Origin of the sequence: Rhodococcus sp. SGAir0479, from assembly GCF_005484805.1 — a bacterium.
Classification (GTDB): domain Bacteria; phylum Actinomycetota; class Actinomycetes; order Mycobacteriales; family Mycobacteriaceae; genus Prescottella.
Genome location: NZ_CP039432.1, coordinates 2,090,368 through 2,105,291, shown reverse-complemented (window position 1 = coordinate 2,105,291; position 14,924 = coordinate 2,090,368). Strand labels below are relative to the sequence as shown.

The 14,924-nt window shown below is 72.2% G+C and carries 11 protein-coding genes; all 11 read left to right on the top strand.

The window, feature by feature from the left end:
* The first annotated feature begins 253 nt into the window (after window positions 1–253).
* The 11 genes from rsmH to E7742_RS09770 all read left to right on the top strand — a co-directional run bounded on the left by rsmH (window position 254) and on the right by E7742_RS09770 (window position 14,829).
* Window positions 254–1,270 carry a 16S rRNA (cytosine(1402)-N(4))-methyltransferase RsmH gene (rsmH, locus tag E7742_RS09820; RefSeq protein ID WP_137798785.1) on the top strand — a complete coding sequence of 339 codons (1,017 nt, stop codon included), beginning with the start codon at window positions 254–256 and terminating at the stop codon, window positions 1,268–1,270.
* Window positions 1,267–1,980, top strand: coding sequence for a hypothetical protein (locus E7742_RS09815; protein ID WP_137798784.1), 714 nt, complete (start codon window positions 1,267–1,269; stop codon window positions 1,978–1,980). Before rsmH ends, E7742_RS09815 begins: the two co-directional genes overlap by 4 nt.
* On the top strand, window positions 1,977–3,875 hold the full coding sequence (locus tag E7742_RS09810) for a peptidoglycan D,D-transpeptidase FtsI family protein (protein WP_254699226.1): 1,899 nt from the start codon (window positions 1,977–1,979) through the stop codon (window positions 3,873–3,875). Before E7742_RS09815 ends, E7742_RS09810 begins: the two co-directional genes overlap by 4 nt.
* 178 nt (window positions 3,876–4,053) lie before the next feature.
* A complete protein-coding gene (locus E7742_RS09805; RefSeq protein ID WP_137798782.1) occupies window positions 4,054–5,709 on the top strand; it encodes a UDP-N-acetylmuramoyl-L-alanyl-D-glutamate--2,6-diaminopimelate ligase in 1,656 nt (551 codons plus the stop codon).
* Window positions 5,706–7,226 carry a UDP-N-acetylmuramoyl-tripeptide--D-alanyl-D-alanine ligase gene (locus E7742_RS09800; protein WP_137798781.1) on the top strand — a complete coding sequence of 507 codons (1,521 nt, stop codon included), beginning with the start codon at window positions 5,706–5,708 and terminating at the stop codon, window positions 7,224–7,226. Before E7742_RS09805 ends, E7742_RS09800 begins: the two co-directional genes overlap by 4 nt.
* Window positions 7,223–8,317: a phospho-N-acetylmuramoyl-pentapeptide-transferase gene (gene mraY, locus E7742_RS09795; RefSeq protein ID WP_137798780.1), complete on the top strand. Its 1,095-nt coding sequence runs from the start codon at window positions 7,223–7,225 to the stop codon at window positions 8,315–8,317. Before E7742_RS09800 ends, mraY begins: the two co-directional genes overlap by 4 nt.
* 3 nt (window positions 8,318–8,320) lie before the next feature.
* Complete coding sequence (murD, locus tag E7742_RS09790; RefSeq protein ID WP_137798779.1) at window positions 8,321–9,874, top strand: UDP-N-acetylmuramoyl-L-alanine--D-glutamate ligase; 1,554 nt, start codon at window positions 8,321–8,323, stop codon at window positions 9,872–9,874.
* Entirely contained in the window at window positions 9,871–11,352 is a 1,482-nt protein-coding gene (gene ftsW / locus E7742_RS09785) for a putative lipid II flippase FtsW (protein WP_137798778.1), read from the top strand. Before murD ends, ftsW begins: the two co-directional genes overlap by 4 nt.
* A gap of 77 nt (window positions 11,353–11,429) precedes the next feature.
* Window positions 11,430–12,509 carry a UDP-N-acetylglucosamine--N-acetylmuramyl-(pentapeptide) pyrophosphoryl-undecaprenol N-acetylglucosamine transferase gene (locus E7742_RS09780; protein ID WP_254699299.1) on the top strand — a complete coding sequence of 360 codons (1,080 nt, stop codon included), beginning with the start codon at window positions 11,430–11,432 and terminating at the stop codon, window positions 12,507–12,509.
* On the top strand, window positions 12,506–14,005 hold the full coding sequence (murC, locus tag E7742_RS09775) for a UDP-N-acetylmuramate--L-alanine ligase (RefSeq protein ID WP_137798776.1): 1,500 nt from the start codon (window positions 12,506–12,508) through the stop codon (window positions 14,003–14,005). Before E7742_RS09780 ends, murC begins: the two co-directional genes overlap by 4 nt.
* Window positions 14,002–14,829 (top strand): cell division protein FtsQ/DivIB, encoded by an 828-nt coding sequence (locus tag E7742_RS09770; protein ID WP_137798775.1) that lies wholly within the window; start codon window positions 14,002–14,004, stop codon window positions 14,827–14,829. The genes murC and E7742_RS09770 overlap by 4 nt, the downstream gene beginning before the upstream one ends.
* The last annotated feature ends 95 nt before the right edge of the window (window positions 14,830–14,924 follow it).

The window sequence follows — 14,924 nt, the reverse complement described above, 5'->3', positions numbered from 1 at the left end:
GCCTCTGCCCGAGTGTGCCCCTGACGCACTTCCCCAGCGCCAGGTTCACCCCGGGGACCCTGACGCTCTTCCCCAGCGCCAGGTGCCCCGATCGGACAGGGACCTCGAGGCATTCGCTCTCCCAGGAGACGTGACGTTCGCGAGTGTCGTTGCCGGACAGATCGACAAGATCGATGGCCGACGAAATCGCCGAACCCACCTCCGCCACCCGAAGAACGCACAGCCAGCGCATCGAGCGAGACCCGGAGGAACCATGGTCGACGGCGAGGACGACACCCGGTCCGTCCCCGGCGAATTCGGTCATGTCCCGGTGCTCCTGCATCGCGCGGACGACCTGCTCGGACCGGCGATCACCGCGAACGATCCGCGTGGCGAGGGCGCCGTCATGATCGACGCCACGCTCGGACTCGGTGGCCACTCCGAGTACTTCCTGCGGACCTATCCGGGGCTGCATCTCATCGGCCTCGACCGTGACCCGGAGGCGCAGCGCATCGCGTCTCGCCGACTCGCCCCGTACGCCGACCGCACGACGTTCGTGCACACCCGCTACGACGGCATCGTCGACGCGCTCGCCGAGGCCGGGCTGGACTCGGTCGGAACCGTGCACGCCATCCTGTTCGACCTCGGCGTGTCCTCGATGCAGCTCGACGAGGCCGACCGCGGTTTCGCCTACTCGGTGGACGCGCCGCTCGACATGCGCATGGACCCCACGGTCGGTATCACCGCCGCCGAGGTGCTCAATACGTACAGCCACGGCGAACTCGCCCGCATCCTCAGCACGTACGGCGAGGAGCGTTTCGCAGGCCGGGTCGCGTCCGAGATCGTGCGCCGACGTCAGAAGCAGCCGTTCACCACGAGCGCGGCGCTGGTCGAACTGATCTACGACGCGATCCCGGCCGCCACGCGCCGGACCGGCGGGCATCCCGCCAAGCGGACGTTCCAGGCGCTGCGCGTCGAGGTCAACGGCGAACTGGACTCGCTGCGCGCCGCGGTGCCCGCGGCCCTCGACGCGCTGGCCGTCGGTGGCCGCGTGGTGTTCATGTCGTACCAGTCCCTCGAGGACCGCGTCGTCAAACAGGAACTGACTCCCCGCTCGAAGTCCAAGACGCCGGAGGGTCTGCCGGTGGAGCTGCCCGGGATGGGACCGGAGTTCCGGCTCCTCACCCGAGGCGCGGAGCGGGCGTCCGAGCAGGAGATCGAGGACAACCCCAGAGCAGCGCCGGTGCGTCTGCGTGCGGCGGAACGAATCGCGAGGAGGACCACAGCATGACCGTTCAGGCGGCTCCCCCCGCACGGATCAGACGGTCCACGGCAGCGCAGCGCGCCTACGACCGCCGCCGTCAGCGCGCGACGGTCGTCGGCGGCCACCCCGCACCCGCGTCGGCGCCGACCGTGACGGCGCCGCGCGCGATCGTGGCGCGGATCCCGTTCGTGGCCACCGTCATCGGACTGCTCTGCCTGGGGCTGGCCGCGACGTTGCTGCTGACCACGCGCGCGGCCGAGGACTCGTACGAACTCGCCGACGCGCGGGCACACAACCAGAGCCTGCGGGAACGGACGGCGGCGCTCGCGCGGGACGTCGCAGCCGGCAACTCGGCTCCGGTGTTGGCCGCCAAGGCCGCGGAGCAGGGACTCATCCCGGCGAAGGACCCGGCGCGACTGGTGATGGATGCCGACGGCACCGTCCACGTGGTGGGCACCCCCAAGCCGGCGGAGGGCAAGCCCGTCCCGCCGTTGGACCGCACTCCCGTCCCGGTGCCGGCCGCTCCGGCCCCGCAGACCCAGGTGAGCCGGCCCGCGCCGACGACGCAGGCGACGGCCCCGACCTCGGCTCCGGCCCCGACGACCGCAGCCGCGCCCACCCCGACGCAGCAGCCCGCCACACCGCAGTCCGCCAATGACGGTCGAATCCAGGCCCGCGGTGAACAATCGACTCTCGTGACGGTCATCACGCAGCCCCCGGCAGGTGCGCGGCAGTGACGTCCCCGGGTGGACGCGCTCCGGCCCCGCGTCGGCGCCGATCGGCCCCGCCCTCGCGCAAGGCGCGGGGGCGGCCACCGTCGGCGCGCCGCAGCGGCGGTTTCGCCTTTCGGCTCAAGTACGGTCGCGCGGTCATGCTCATCGCGCTGGGCGTCGCCGCGGTCCAGCTGTTGTGGGTGCAGGGAATCGACGCTCCGCGATTGTCGGCGGAGGCAGCGAACCAGCGCACGACGACCGTGACGCTCCCCGCCGTGCGGGGAGCGATCCTCGACCGCAGCGGCAACAAGCTCGCGTACACCCTCGATGCGAAGGCCCTCACGTTCCAGCCGGTCCGCGAGCGCAAGGCCATGGAGGACCTGCGCGCCAAGGACGACACGGCTCCCGATCCGGCGACGCGGCTCGAGGAGATCGCCGCCGGCATCCACGACCGGCTCGGCGACACCGCGTCCGAGAGCGAGTTGCTGAAGAAGCTGGAGAGCGACGAGACGTTCGTCTACCTCGCCCGCAGTGTGGATCCGGCGGTCGCGGCCGAGATCGCCGAGGAGTTCCCCGAGGTCGGTCTCGAACGCCAGGACATCCGCGAATACCCCGGCGGATCCCTCGCGGCGAACATCGTGGGTGCCACCGGCTGGGACGGGCACGGCCTGCTCGGCCTCGAGGAGTCGATGGATTCGGCGTTGGCCGGACAGGACGGCGCGGAGACCCACGACCGGGGCTCCGACGGCGCGGTGATCCCCGGTAGTCGCCGTGACCAGCGGCCCGCGGTGGACGGATCCACGCTGGAACTGACGATCGACTCCGATCTGCAGTACTACGTGCAGCAGCAGACGCAGCAGGCCAAGGACCTCTCGGGCGCGAAGAACGCGTCGGTGGTGGTGCTGGACAGCAAGACGTCCGAGGTGCTGGCGATGAGCAACGACGGAACGTTCAACCCGGCGATCGGGGTGGGCAACAATCCCCGCACTGCCCAGATGGGCAACCTCCCGGTCAGCTCGCCGTTCGAGCCCGGGTCGGTGGGCAAGCTCGTGACCGGGGCCGCCGCGATCGAGTACGGACTCACGACACCGGACGAGGTGCTGCAGGTTCCCGGGTCGATCCAGATGGCCGGCGTGTCGGTCAAGGACGCGTGGGCGCACGGCGTGGTTCCGTTCACGACGACCGGAGTGTTCGGGAAGTCGTCGAACGTGGGCACACTTATCCTGGCCGAGCGCGTCGGCGAGGAGCGGTTCGCGGACATGCTGCACCGGTTCGGGCTGGGACAGGCGACCGGCGTCGGGCTGCCGGGCGAGAGCGCCGGCAGCGTGCCGGCCCTCGAGGACTGGTCCGGCGGTACGTTCGCCAACCTGCCGATCGGTCAGGGCCTGTCGATGACGTTGCTGCAGATGACCGGGATGTACCAGGCCATCGCGAACGACGGTGAGCGCATCCCGCCCCGGATCGTCAAGGCGACGGTGGACCCGGACGGCACCCGGACCGAGACGGAACGCCCCGACTCGGTGCGCGTGGTGAGCGAGGAGACCGCGCGGTCGGTGCGCGACATGTTCCGGTCGGTCACCCAGAAGGACCCGATGGGCTACCAGCAGGGGTCGGGCCCGCAGGCCGCCGTCGACGGCTACCAGATCACCGGGAAGACGGGCACGGCGCAGCAGGTGGACCCGGCGTGCCGGTGTTACTCCAACTCGAACTACTGGATCACCTTCGCAGGTATCGCCCCGGCCGACGATCCGCGCTACGTGATCGGCATCATGCTCGACGCGCCGGCCCGCGGCATCGACGGTGGCCCCGGCCAGTCGGCCGCGCCGCTGTTCCACAACATCGCCTCGTGGCTGCTGCAGCGCGACAGCGTGCCGCTGTCACCGGACCCGGGTCGGCGGCTGGTGCTCGAGGCCGATTGACCGCCGGGCGGGGTGACTATTCCCACTGGCCCGCACTTCCAGCCGACGGTGACTCGTGTGGCGAGCGCCTCCGCCGGTAATCTGACACGTCGATCTCCGTCGCGCGCAGCGACGGGACTCACAGCACCATCGCCCGCCGAACCCGTACGTACCACCGATTCGAGAGGACCTGTCGCCTGTGCTTCCGAGTCCGCAGCCTTCCACGCCGGACGCGGCGCCGGGGAGCGGTCTTCGTCCGACGAATCCGCCGCTCACCGAGCTCGCGGGTCTCGCACCGACCATCGGCGCTCGGCTCGAGTGGGTGGGCGCGGCGCGGCCGCACGACGCCGGACCGGCAACGGTGACCGGGGTCGAGCTGCGAGCGCAGGCGGTGCGGGCGGGTGATCTGTTCGCGGCCCTCCCGGGCGCGCACACCCACGGCGCGGAATTCGCGGTCACGGCCGTCGAGGCCGGCGCCGTCGCGGTCTTCACCGACGAGGCCGGGCTGGACACGGTGCGGGAGCGGCTCGCAACGCAGGCGCCCGTCGCGGTCCTCGTCCACCCGTCCCCGCGGCAGGTCCTCGGCGAGGTGTGCGCCACCATCTACGGGCGCCCGTCGGAGCGGATGCAGGTCATCGGCATCACCGGGACGTCGGGCAAGACGACGTCGTCGTATCTCGTCGAGGCCGGGCTGGCGGCGGCGGGCCGCAGCATCGGGCTCGTCGGCACCGTCGAGACCCGGGTCGGCGGACACCGCATCCCCAGCGCCCTGACCACGCCGGAGGCCCCCCAACTGCATGCCCTGTTCGCCGCGATGCTCGAACGCGGCGTCGACACGGTCGTGATGGAGGTGTCGAGTCACGCGCTCGCCCTCGGCCGCGTCGACGGCACGCGGTTCTCGATCGGGGCGTTCACCAATCTGTCGCAGGATCATCTGGACTTCCACAAGGACTTCGCCGACTACTTCGCGGCCAAGGCCCGCCTGTTCGCGGCGGACTCGACCGTCCACGCCGAGCGCGCGGTGGTCTGCACCGACGACCAGTGGGGCCGCCGCATGGCGGAGGTCGCCCGCGGGGCGCATCCGGACCGGCCCGGCGCGGTCGCCACCGTCGGCACCACCGAGTCCCCGGCGGACTGGTCGGCCGGGGTGGCCACGGGTGAGCCCGACGGCAGCCAGGTCTTCGCGCTCACCGGTCCGGACGGCGCCGTGCGCGAGGTGTCCCTGCGGCTGCCCGGCCGCTACAACGTCGCCAACGCTGCGCTGGCCGTCGCCGTGTGCGCCGCGGCAGGCGCGGACATCGACGCGGTGCTGACCGGAATCGCCGGCGTCGACGTCCCGGGTCGGGTGCAGCGGGTGGACCGGGGACAGGACTTCCTGGCCGTCGTCGACTACGCGCACAAGCCCGCCGCGCTCGAAGCGGTCATCGCGACCCTGCGCGGTCAGACGAACGGCCGGATCGCGGTCGTCGTCGGTGCCGGGGGAGACCGCGACAGCGGTAAGCGTGTCCTCATGGGCGAGGCCGGCGCGCGGGGCGCGGACCTGCTGGTGGTCACCGACGACAACCCGCGCACCGAGGATCCGGCCGCGATCCGAGCCGCCGTGCTCGAGGGGGCGCTGGCCGTTCCGGCGGACGAGCGCGGCGATGTGCGCGAGGTCGGCGACCGGGCGGCGGCCATCGCCGCGGCGGTCGGGTGGGCCGGCCCCGGTGACGTGGTGCTGGTGGCAGGGAAGGGCCACGAGACCGGCCAGGAGATCCACGGGGTGAAGTACCCATTCGACGACCGCGAGGTTCTGGGAGAGGCGATCGCTCGGATCGTCTCCGGAGACGGCCTCGCACACGGAGGAAATGCATGATCCCGATGACGCTCGCCCAGATCGCTCAGGCGGTCGGCGGGACGCTTCACGACGTCGGCGACCCGTCGGCCACCGTCACGGGAACGGTGGAGTTCGATTCGCGGAAGGTCACCGCGGGTGGGCTGTTCCTGGCGCTGCCGGGCGCCCGCACGGACGGGCACGACCACGCCGCCCAGGCGGTCGCGGCCGGTGCGGTGGCAGTCCTCGCGGCGCGGCCGGTCGGCGTTCCGGCGATCGTGGTGGAGCCGCTCGGCCCGTCCGGCAGTGCGGCGCTGGCGCTCGAACACGACGCGGACGGCTCGGGAGCCGCGGTCCTCGAGGCCCTGGCCCGGCTCGCCCGCGCGAGTGTCGACAAGCTCGCGGAGGCGGGGCTGACCGTCGTCGGTGTCACCGGCTCGTCGGGCAAGACGTCGACGAAGGACCTGCTGGCCGCCGTGCTGACGCCGCTCGGTTCCGTCGTGGCGCCCCCCGGATCGTTCAACAACGAACTCGGTCACCCGTGGACGGCGCTGCGCGCGGACCGTGACACGCGGTTCCTGGTCCTGGAGTTGTCCGCCCGCGGCCGTGGCCACATCGCGACGCTGGCGAAGATCGCGCCGCCGCGCATCGGTGTCGTGCTCAACGTCGGGACCGCGCACCTCGGCGAGTTCGGCTCGCGGGAGGCCATCGCCGAGACCAAGGGCGAACTGCCCGCGTCGTTGCCGGCCGCGTCCGACGGCGGTGTCGCGGTGCTCAATGCCGACGACCCGCTCGTGGCCGCGATGGCCGCCCGCACCAAGGCCCGGGTCGTGCTGGTCGGGCAGTCCGGCAACGCCGACGTCCGCGCCACCGACGTCCGCCTGGACGACCAGGCCCGCGCGAGCTTCACGCTCACGTGCGCGGCCGGCACCGTGCCGATCACGCTGGCCGTGCACGGCGAGCACCACGTGGGCAACGCGCTGGCCGCGGCCGCCGTCGCGCTCGAGTGCGGTGCGACGCTCGACCAGATCGCCGATGCTCTCGGCGCGGCGGCGCCGGTCTCGGCGCGCCGGATGGAGGTCCGCGACCGCGCGGACGGGGTCACGGTCGTCAACGACTCGTACAACGCCAACCCCGACTCGATGCGTGCGGCCATCAAGGCGCTCGTGTCCATGGCGAAGTCCGGCCGCGGTCCGGCACGCCGGACGTGGGCGGTCCTCGGTGAAATGGCCGAACTGGGGCCAGAATCAGTGGTCGAGCACGACGCGATCGGACGATTCGCGGTGCGGCTGGACGTGACCAAGCTGATCCTCGTCGGACCGGGTCGTCCCGTCCGCGCGATGTACCAGGGAGCGGTGATGGAAGGTTCGTGGGGTGACGAGGCGATCCACGTGCCCGACGTGGCGAGCGCGGTGGCTCTGCTCGAGCAGGAACTGCGGGCCGGTGACCTGGTGCTGGTGAAGGCCTCGCAGTCCATCGGCTTGTGGGAGGTCGCGGACGCCGTGCTCGCCGCACCGGTGACGGGCTCGGCGTCGGCCGACCAGGAGGCGTCGCAGTGAGACAGATTCTCTTCGCCGCGGGCATCGCGCTCGCGGTCTCGATCCTGCTGACGCCGGTCCTGATCAAGATCTTCTCGCGGCAGGGCTTCGGCCAGGAGATCCGGGTCGAGGGCCCGGCCAGTCACCAGGCCAAGCGTGGCACCCCGACCATGGGCGGCGTCGCGATCCTGGCCGGTCTGTGGGCCGGGTACTGGGGCTCGCACCTCATCGGGATCGGCTACGACGCGGAGGGGCCGTCGGCGTCGGGTCTGCTGGTGCTGGGGCTGACGACCGCGCTCGGCGGTGTCGGCTTCCTCGACGACTTCATCAAGATCCGCAAGCAGCGCAACCTCGGCCTCAACAAGACCGCCAAGCTCGTGGGCCAGCTGGTGGCCGCGGTCGCGTTCGGCATTCTGGCGTTGCAGTTCCGCGGCGGCAGTGGGCTCACCCCGGGCAGCGTGCACCTGTCGTACGTGCGCGACATCGCGACGGTGAGCATGGGCTCGATCGTCTTCATCCTCTTCGTGTACCTGCTTGTCAGCGCGTGGTCGAACGCGGTGAACCTCACCGACGGTCTCGACGGTCTGGCGGCCGGGTCCATGAGCCTCGTGCTCGGCGCCTACGTCATCATCACGTTCTGGCAGTACCGCAACGCGTGCAGCGGCGGTCCGGGCAGCCTCGGCCCGTCGAAGGGCTGCTACGACGTCCGCGACCCGCTGGATCTGGCGCTGCTGTGCGCCGCCGGCGCGGCCGCCTGCATCGGGTTCCTGTGGTGGAACGCGGCGCCCGCGAAGATCTTCATGGGCGACACAGGCTCGCTCGCGCTCGGCGGCATGCTCGCCGGCCTGTCGATCACCACCCGCACCGAGCTGCTGATGGTCGTCATCGGTGCGCTGTTCGTCGCCGAGGCGGCGTCGGTGGTCATCCAGGTGGCGGTGTTCCGGTCGAGCCGGCGCCGCGTGTTCCGGATGGCGCCGTTCCACCACCACTTCGAACTCGGTGGCTGGGCGGAAACCCAGGTGATCATCAGATTCTGGCTGCTGGGCGCGATCGCGTCGGCGATCGGTCTGGCCCTGTTCTACAGCGAGTACCTCGCGGCGATCGGGGACTGACGCATGCAGTTCGAGGAGCAGTACCTCGACGCCGCGGGCCTGGGCGGACTGCGCGGCGCGGCCGTCCTGGTGGCGGGCGCCGGCATCTCGGGCCGGGCGGTCATCGCGCCGTTGCACGACCTCGGCGCCCGCGTCACGGTCACCGACACCAACGCGGACGTGCTCGCGCGATGTGCCGAGGCGGGCGCCGCGACGGTGCCGCTGGGCGACCTCGTCGCCGACCCCGCACGGGTCGCGGAGTTCGCCGTCGTCGTCACCAGCCCGGGTTTCCGCCCCGACGCCCCGGTCCTCGCGGCCGCCGCCGCGGCCGGGGTGCCGGTGTGGGGCGACATCGAGTTCTCCTGGCGCGTCGACCGGGCCCGCATCTACGGTCCGCCCAGGCGCTGGCTGGTGGTGACGGGCACCAACGGCAAGACCACGACGACGTCGATGCTGCACTCGATCCTCGAGTCCGCCGGAATTCCGTCGGCGGCGTGCGGCAACATCGGACTGCCCGTCCTCGACGCGCTGCGCACCGAGCAACCCCGGGCCGAGGTGCTCGCGGTCGAACTGTCGTCCTTCCAGCTGTACTGGGCGCCGTCGGTGCGGCCCACCGCCGGCGTCGTGCTCAACATCGCCGAGGACCATCTGGACTGGCACGGCGGCATGACCGGCTACGTCGACGCGAAGGCCCGGGCACTGACCGGTGAGGTCGCGGTCGTGGGCCTCGACGACGCCGTCGCGGCCGCGCTCGCGGACCGCCCCCGCGACGGACGCACCGTCGGATTCCGGCTCGGCCGGCCCGGCCCCGGCGAACTCGGCGTGACCGACGGCATGCTCGTCGATCGGGCGTTCGACGGCGCCTCGGAAGACAACTCGGCCGGCGCCGCGCTGATCGGCGCCGACGAGATCAGCCCGCCCGGCCCGGCCGGCGTGTGCGACGCGCTGGCGGCGGCTGCGCTGGCCCGCGCGGCGGGCGTGTCGGCGGACGCGGTCGGTGCGGGTCTGCGCGCGCACCGGGTGGGCCCGCACCGCGCCGAGCTGGTACGCGAGGCGGCCGGGGTGGTGTTCGTCGACGACTCCAAGGCAACCAATCCGCACGCCGCGCGGTCGTCGATCCTCGCGCGCGACTCCGTCGTGTGGATCGCCGGCGGCCTCCTCAAGGGTGCGCGGGTGGACGACCTCGTCACCGAGGTCGCCGACCGGCTCGCGGGCGCGGTGCTCATCGGCCGCGATGCCGCCGAGATTGCCGACGCACTCGCGCGACACGCCCCGGAGGTCCCCGTCGTGCACATCCGGGCGGGAGACGATGCTCGGATGGCGGCAGGAACCCCCGGCACGGCGCGCCTCGACCTGCCACGGGCGGACGCCGACGCGGTGATGGCGGAAGCGGTGGGCGCGGCTGCGGCGATGGCTGCGCCCGGCGACGCCGTGCTGCTGGCCCCGGCAGCGGCGTCGCTGGACATGTTCGACTCGTACGGTCACCGCGGACGGAGCTTCGCCGACGCGGCGCGGGCGCTGCCCGACGACCGGATCGGGCCGGCGAACACGGCGGGGGAGTCCGGGACCCGCCGATGAGACCCGAGACCGAGCGCACCGCCAAGTCCGACCGCGGACCCCGGACCCGCATCGGCGCGTGGCTGGCGCGACCTCTGACGTCGTTCCACCTGGTCGTCACCATCGCGACGCTGCTGACGGTCCTCGGCCTGGTGATGGTGCTGTCGTCGTCGAGCGTCGAGTCCGTGGCGGCCGACGGGTCGGCGTACGGGAAGTTCGTCTCCCAGTTGATCTTCGCGACGCTCGGGCTGGTGATCTTCTACGTCGCCCTGCTCATCCCGGTGCGGGTCATGCGCAGGTGGGCGCTGCCGGCGTTCGGTGTGACCGTCGTGATGCTCGTGCTCGTGCTGATCCCCGGTATCGGCACGATGTCGCAGGGCACCCGCGGCTGGTTCGTGATCGGTCCCATCTCGCTGCAGCCCTCCGAGCTGGCCAAGATCGCGTTCGCAGTGTGGGGGGCGCACCTGCTCGCCACGCGGCGCCGGGAGACGCAGTCGCTCAAGGAACTGCTGATCCCGCTGGTGCCGGCCGCGCTGATCGTGTTCGTCCTGATCGTGTTGCAGCCGGACCTCGGGACGACGATCTCGCTCGCGATCATCCTGCTGGCGCTGCTGTGGTTCGCGGGGTTGCCGCTCAAGGTCTTCGTCGGCATCCTCGGTGCCGGTGTGGTCGCGGCGGTGACGCTCGCGCTCACGGCCGGCTACCGGTCCGCGCGCGTCCAGGCGTTCTTCGACCCGGCAGCCGACCCGCAGGGCATCGGCTACCAGGCGCGCCAGGCGAAGTACGCGCTGGCGGACGGCAGTCTGTTCGGTGAGGGGCTGGGGCAGAGCCGCGCCAAGTGGAGCTACCTGCCCAACGCCCACAACGACTTCATCTTCGCGATCATCGGCGAGGAACTGGGGTTCCTCGGCGCCGGCGCGGTAATCGGCCTGTTCGGGCTGTTCGTGTACACCGGGTTGCGGATCGCGCGGCGTTCGTCGGATCCGTTCCTGCAGCTGCTGACCGCGACCGCGACCGCGTGGATCACCGGTCAGGCGTTCATCAACATCGGTTACGTCGTCGGGATCCTGCCGGTGACCGGCCTGCAGTTGCCGCTGGTCTCTGCGGGCGGTACCTCGACGGCCACCACGCTGTTGATGTTCGGTCTCGTCGCGAACGCGGCCCGGCACGAACCGGAGGCCGTCGCGGCACTGCACAGCGGTCAGGACGGCCGGGTGTCGCGTTTGCTGCGGTTGCCCAGGCCCGCGGCCTACATCCCGCCGCGGCCCCCGGGCGCGGCGGTGGTCCGGCGGGCGCCGCGGGAGCCCGTGCCGCCCGCGCGCCGGGAGCGGCCGCGTCCCCCCGAGCCACGCGGGGACGGACCCCGCCGTCGGCCACGCGACGTCGATCGGCGCGAGGACGACAATCGAGTACGCCGGGGGCCCAACCCGGCGACGGAACGTGGGCGGGCCGCGCGGTCGCGTGGTCCCCGCCCGGAAGAGCGAGGAATGCGTAGGTGAACGGCGACAACCGCGAGAAGGCCGCCCTGTCGGTGGTGGTGGCCGGTGGTGGCACCGCGGGACACATCGAGCCGGCCATGGCGGTGGCGGACGCGATCCGCGCCCTCGACCCCGACGCCGTCGTGACGGCACTCGGCACCGAACGGGGCCTCGAGACGACGCTGGTGCCCGAACGCGGATATCCACTCGAACTGATCCCCCCGGTGCCGCTTCCACGCAAGCCGACGATGGACCTGTTCCGGCTTCCGGGGCGGATCCGCCGGTCGGTCGCGGCGACCCGCGCGGTTCTGGAGCGCACCGATGCGGACGTGATCGTCGGCTTCGGTGGCTACGTGGCGCTGCCCGCGTATCTGGCGGCCGGATCGGGACTGTTCGGACGGCGCCGAAAGGTCCCGATCGTCGTGCACGAGGCCAACGCGAGCGCGGGCATCGCGAACAAGGTGGGGGCCCGCCGGGCGCGCCGCGTGCTGGCCGCCGTCGCGGGCTCGGGGGTGGCGGCGCGGGGCCACGCGGACGCCGAGATCGTCGGTATCCCGGTGCGCTCGTCGATCACCGGCCTCGATCGTGCGGCGCTGCGGGCCCAGGCTCGCGCGCACTTCGGGCTGCCCGCGGAGGGCCCGGTGCTGCTGGTCTTCGGCGGCTCCCAGGGCGCCCGGTCGCTCAACGACGCGGTCGTGGGAGCGGCCCCGAAGCTGGCGGCCGCGGGCATCTCGGTGCTGCACGCCTACGGACCCAAGAACTCCGTCGAGGTCGAATCCGACCCCACCACACCGTATGTCGCGGTGCCGTACCTTAGCCGGATGGACCTGGCGTATTCCGCGGCCGACGCGGTGATCTGCCGGTCCGGCGCGATGACGGTCGCGGAGGTGTCGGCGGTCGGTCTGCCGGCGGTCTACGTGCCCCTGCCGCACGGCAACGGCGAGCAGGAACTGAATGCGCGCCCGGTCGTGTCCGCGGGTGGCGGGATGCTCGTGGCCGATGCCGAGCTGACGCCGCAGTACGTCGCGGACACCGTGGTCCCGCTGCTCGGTGACCGCGCGCGACTCGACGACATGAGCCGGAACGCGGCGGGCGCGGGCCACCGCAGCGCCGCCGCCACCGTCGCACGGATCGTTCTCGACGTGGCAGCGTCCGAACGGGGAGAGGGAAAGCGATGAGCGAGCAGTTGCCCGCGGGTCTCGAGCGGGTACACATGGTCGGCATCGGCGGCGCCGGCATGTCGGGCATCGCGCGCATCCTCCTGGCCCGCGGCGGCCAGGTGTCTGGATCCGACGCCAAGGAGAGCCGGGGCGTCCTGGCGTTGCGGGCGCGGGGCGCGGTCGTGCGCATCGGCCACGACGCGAGTGCGCTCGACCTGCTCCCCGGCGGTCCCACCGCCGTCGTCACGACGCATGCCGCGATCCCGAAGGACAATCCCGAACTGGTCGCAGCTCGCGAACGGGGCATCCCGGTCATCCTGCGCCCGGTGGTGCTGGCGTCGCTCATGCGCGGGCACCGCACGTTGCTGGTCTCGGGTACGCACGGCAAGACGTCGACGACGTCGATGCTCGTCGTGGCGTTGCAGCACTGCGGATTCGACCCGTCCTTCGCGGTGGGGGGCGAGCTGAACGAGGCCGGCACCAACGCGCATCACGGCTCCGGCGAGGTGTTCGTCGCCGAGGCCGACGAGAGCGACGGCTCGTTGCTGCAGTACGACCCGGACGTCGTGGTGGTGACCAACATCGAGGCGGACCACCTCGACTACTTCGGCAGCAGCGAGGCCTACGTCCAGGTCTTCGACGACTTCGTGGCGCGCGTGACGCCCGGCGGCCTGCTGGTGGTGTGCCTCGACGACCCCGGGTCGGCCGCGCTGGCGCGCCGCACGGTCGAGGCCGGCCGGCCCGACATCCGGGTGGTCGGTTACGGGACGTCGGACGCGGTCGCGGCCGCCGGCGACGTTCCCGTCGGTGTCGAGTTGCTGTCGTGGGAGGCGCGGGACGTCGGGGGGTCGGCGCACATCCGGCTGGCCGGCGAGCGCGATCCACGGACGTTGCGCCTGGCCGTCCCGGGAAAGCACATGGCGCTCAACGCGCTTGCGGCGCTGCTCGCCGGACTCGACTCCGGTGCCCAGCTCGACGAACTGCTCGAAGGGCTTGCCGGCTTCGGGGGCGTGCACCGCAGGTTCCAGCTCACCGGCCGCGAGCACGGCGTCCGGGTGTTCGACGACTACGCCCACCATCCCACCGAGGTGCGGGCGGTTCTCGGCGCCGCCCGCGAACTGGTCGGTGGCGACCCGGCCGCCGGTCGGGTGGTGGTGGTCTTCCAGCCGCACCTGTACTCACGGACGGCGACGTTCGCGCGCGAATTCGGGGAGGCGCTCGATCTCGCCGACGAGGTGGTGGTGCTCGACGTCTACGGTGCCCGCGAGGAACCGATCCCGGGCGTGAGTGGCGCGCTGGTCGCGCAGGGCGTGTCCAAACCCGTTCACTATCAGCCCGATCGGTCGCAGGTTCCGCGTCAGGTCGCGGCGATCGCAGCGCCCGGTGACGTCGTGATCACGATGGGAGCCGGTGACGTGACGATGCTCGGTGGACAGATCCTCGACGCGATACGGTCCCACCCCGGTCCCGGCCGTCGTTCGGGTACAACGGGATCCGGCGCGGAGTCACGATGACGGTCGACGGGCGGCGGGGCGGTTCGCGGGGCCGACACCCGGATGCCCGGCGGGACCGGCGGGCGCGCGGTCGGACCGGTGTCCGTGAGCGGCGTCCCGTCGAGCACGCGGCGACCGGTGACCACGCGGGTCAGGCCGCTGCCGAACGCGCGCGTGCCAGGTCGTTGCGCCGCAAGGTGTTCCTGTTCGGCGGCACGGCCGCAGTGGTGCTCGTGGCGGTGTTCGCGGCGCTGTGGTTCAGTCCACTGATGTCGGTCCGGCAGATCGAGTACGTCGGGGACGGGGTGATCACGCAGGAGGAAGCGCTGCAGGCGCTCGACATCGCCGAGGGCACGCCCCTGCTGCGGGTCGACACCGGAGCGGCCGCGCGGCGGGTGGCCACCATCCGCCGGGTCGCCGAGGCGCGGGTCCAGCGGATCTACCCCTCGACGGTCAAGCTCACCGTCGTCGAACGGATTCCCGTGTTGTTCTTCGATTCTCCGGAGGGCCCACACCTGCTGGACGCGCAGGGGGTGGACTACGCGACCGAACCGCCCCCGTTCGGGGTGGCACGCCTGGTCACGCCCACCCCGGGACACGACGACCACGCCACCCAGGCGGCCCTGGCGGTGCTGGACGCGCTGCCCGAGGCGCTGCGAGTCCAGGTGGCCGAGGTTGCGGCACCGACGATTTCGAGCGTCTCGGTTACTCTGGTGGACGGCCGCGTCGTGGTGTGGGGCAGCGCCGAGAGTTCCGAGAGGAAGTCTGCGGTGGTGTCCGTACTCTTGACGCAGCCGGGCCGGAACTTCGACGTCTCGAGTCCCGAACTGCCCACAGTAAAGTGATGGGTGACTCGGACGGCTCGTGTCGAAATCGGGTCAGGGTCCCGGAGGGGCCCGCAAAAACTTGGCGCGCGTCGGCGCGCCTGCTGGCGGATCGC

What these genes read in the sequence shown, in the direction of transcription:
- rsmH (WP_137798785.1), top strand. Translation starts at nt 254, where the DNA reads ATGGTCGACGGCGAGGACGACACCCGGTCCGTCCCCGGCGAATTCGGT.
- E7742_RS09815 (WP_137798784.1), top strand. Translation starts at nt 1,267, where the DNA reads ATGACCGTTCAGGCGGCTCCCCCCGCACGGATCAGACGGTCCACGGCA.
- E7742_RS09800 (WP_137798781.1), top strand. Translation starts at nt 5,706, where the DNA reads ATGATCCCGATGACGCTCGCCCAGATCGCTCAGGCGGTCGGCGGGACG.
- murD (WP_137798779.1), top strand. Translation starts at nt 8,321, where the DNA reads ATGCAGTTCGAGGAGCAGTACCTCGACGCCGCGGGCCTGGGCGGACTG.
- ftsW (WP_137798778.1), top strand. Translation starts at nt 9,871, where the DNA reads ATGAGACCCGAGACCGAGCGCACCGCCAAGTCCGACCGCGGACCCCGG.
- E7742_RS09780 (WP_254699299.1), top strand. Translation starts at nt 11,430, where the DNA reads ATGGCGGTGGCGGACGCGATCCGCGCCCTCGACCCCGACGCCGTCGTG.
- murC (WP_137798776.1), top strand. Translation starts at nt 12,506, where the DNA reads ATGAGCGAGCAGTTGCCCGCGGGTCTCGAGCGGGTACACATGGTCGGC.
- E7742_RS09770 (WP_137798775.1), top strand. Translation starts at nt 14,002, where the DNA reads ATGACGGTCGACGGGCGGCGGGGCGGTTCGCGGGGCCGACACCCGGAT.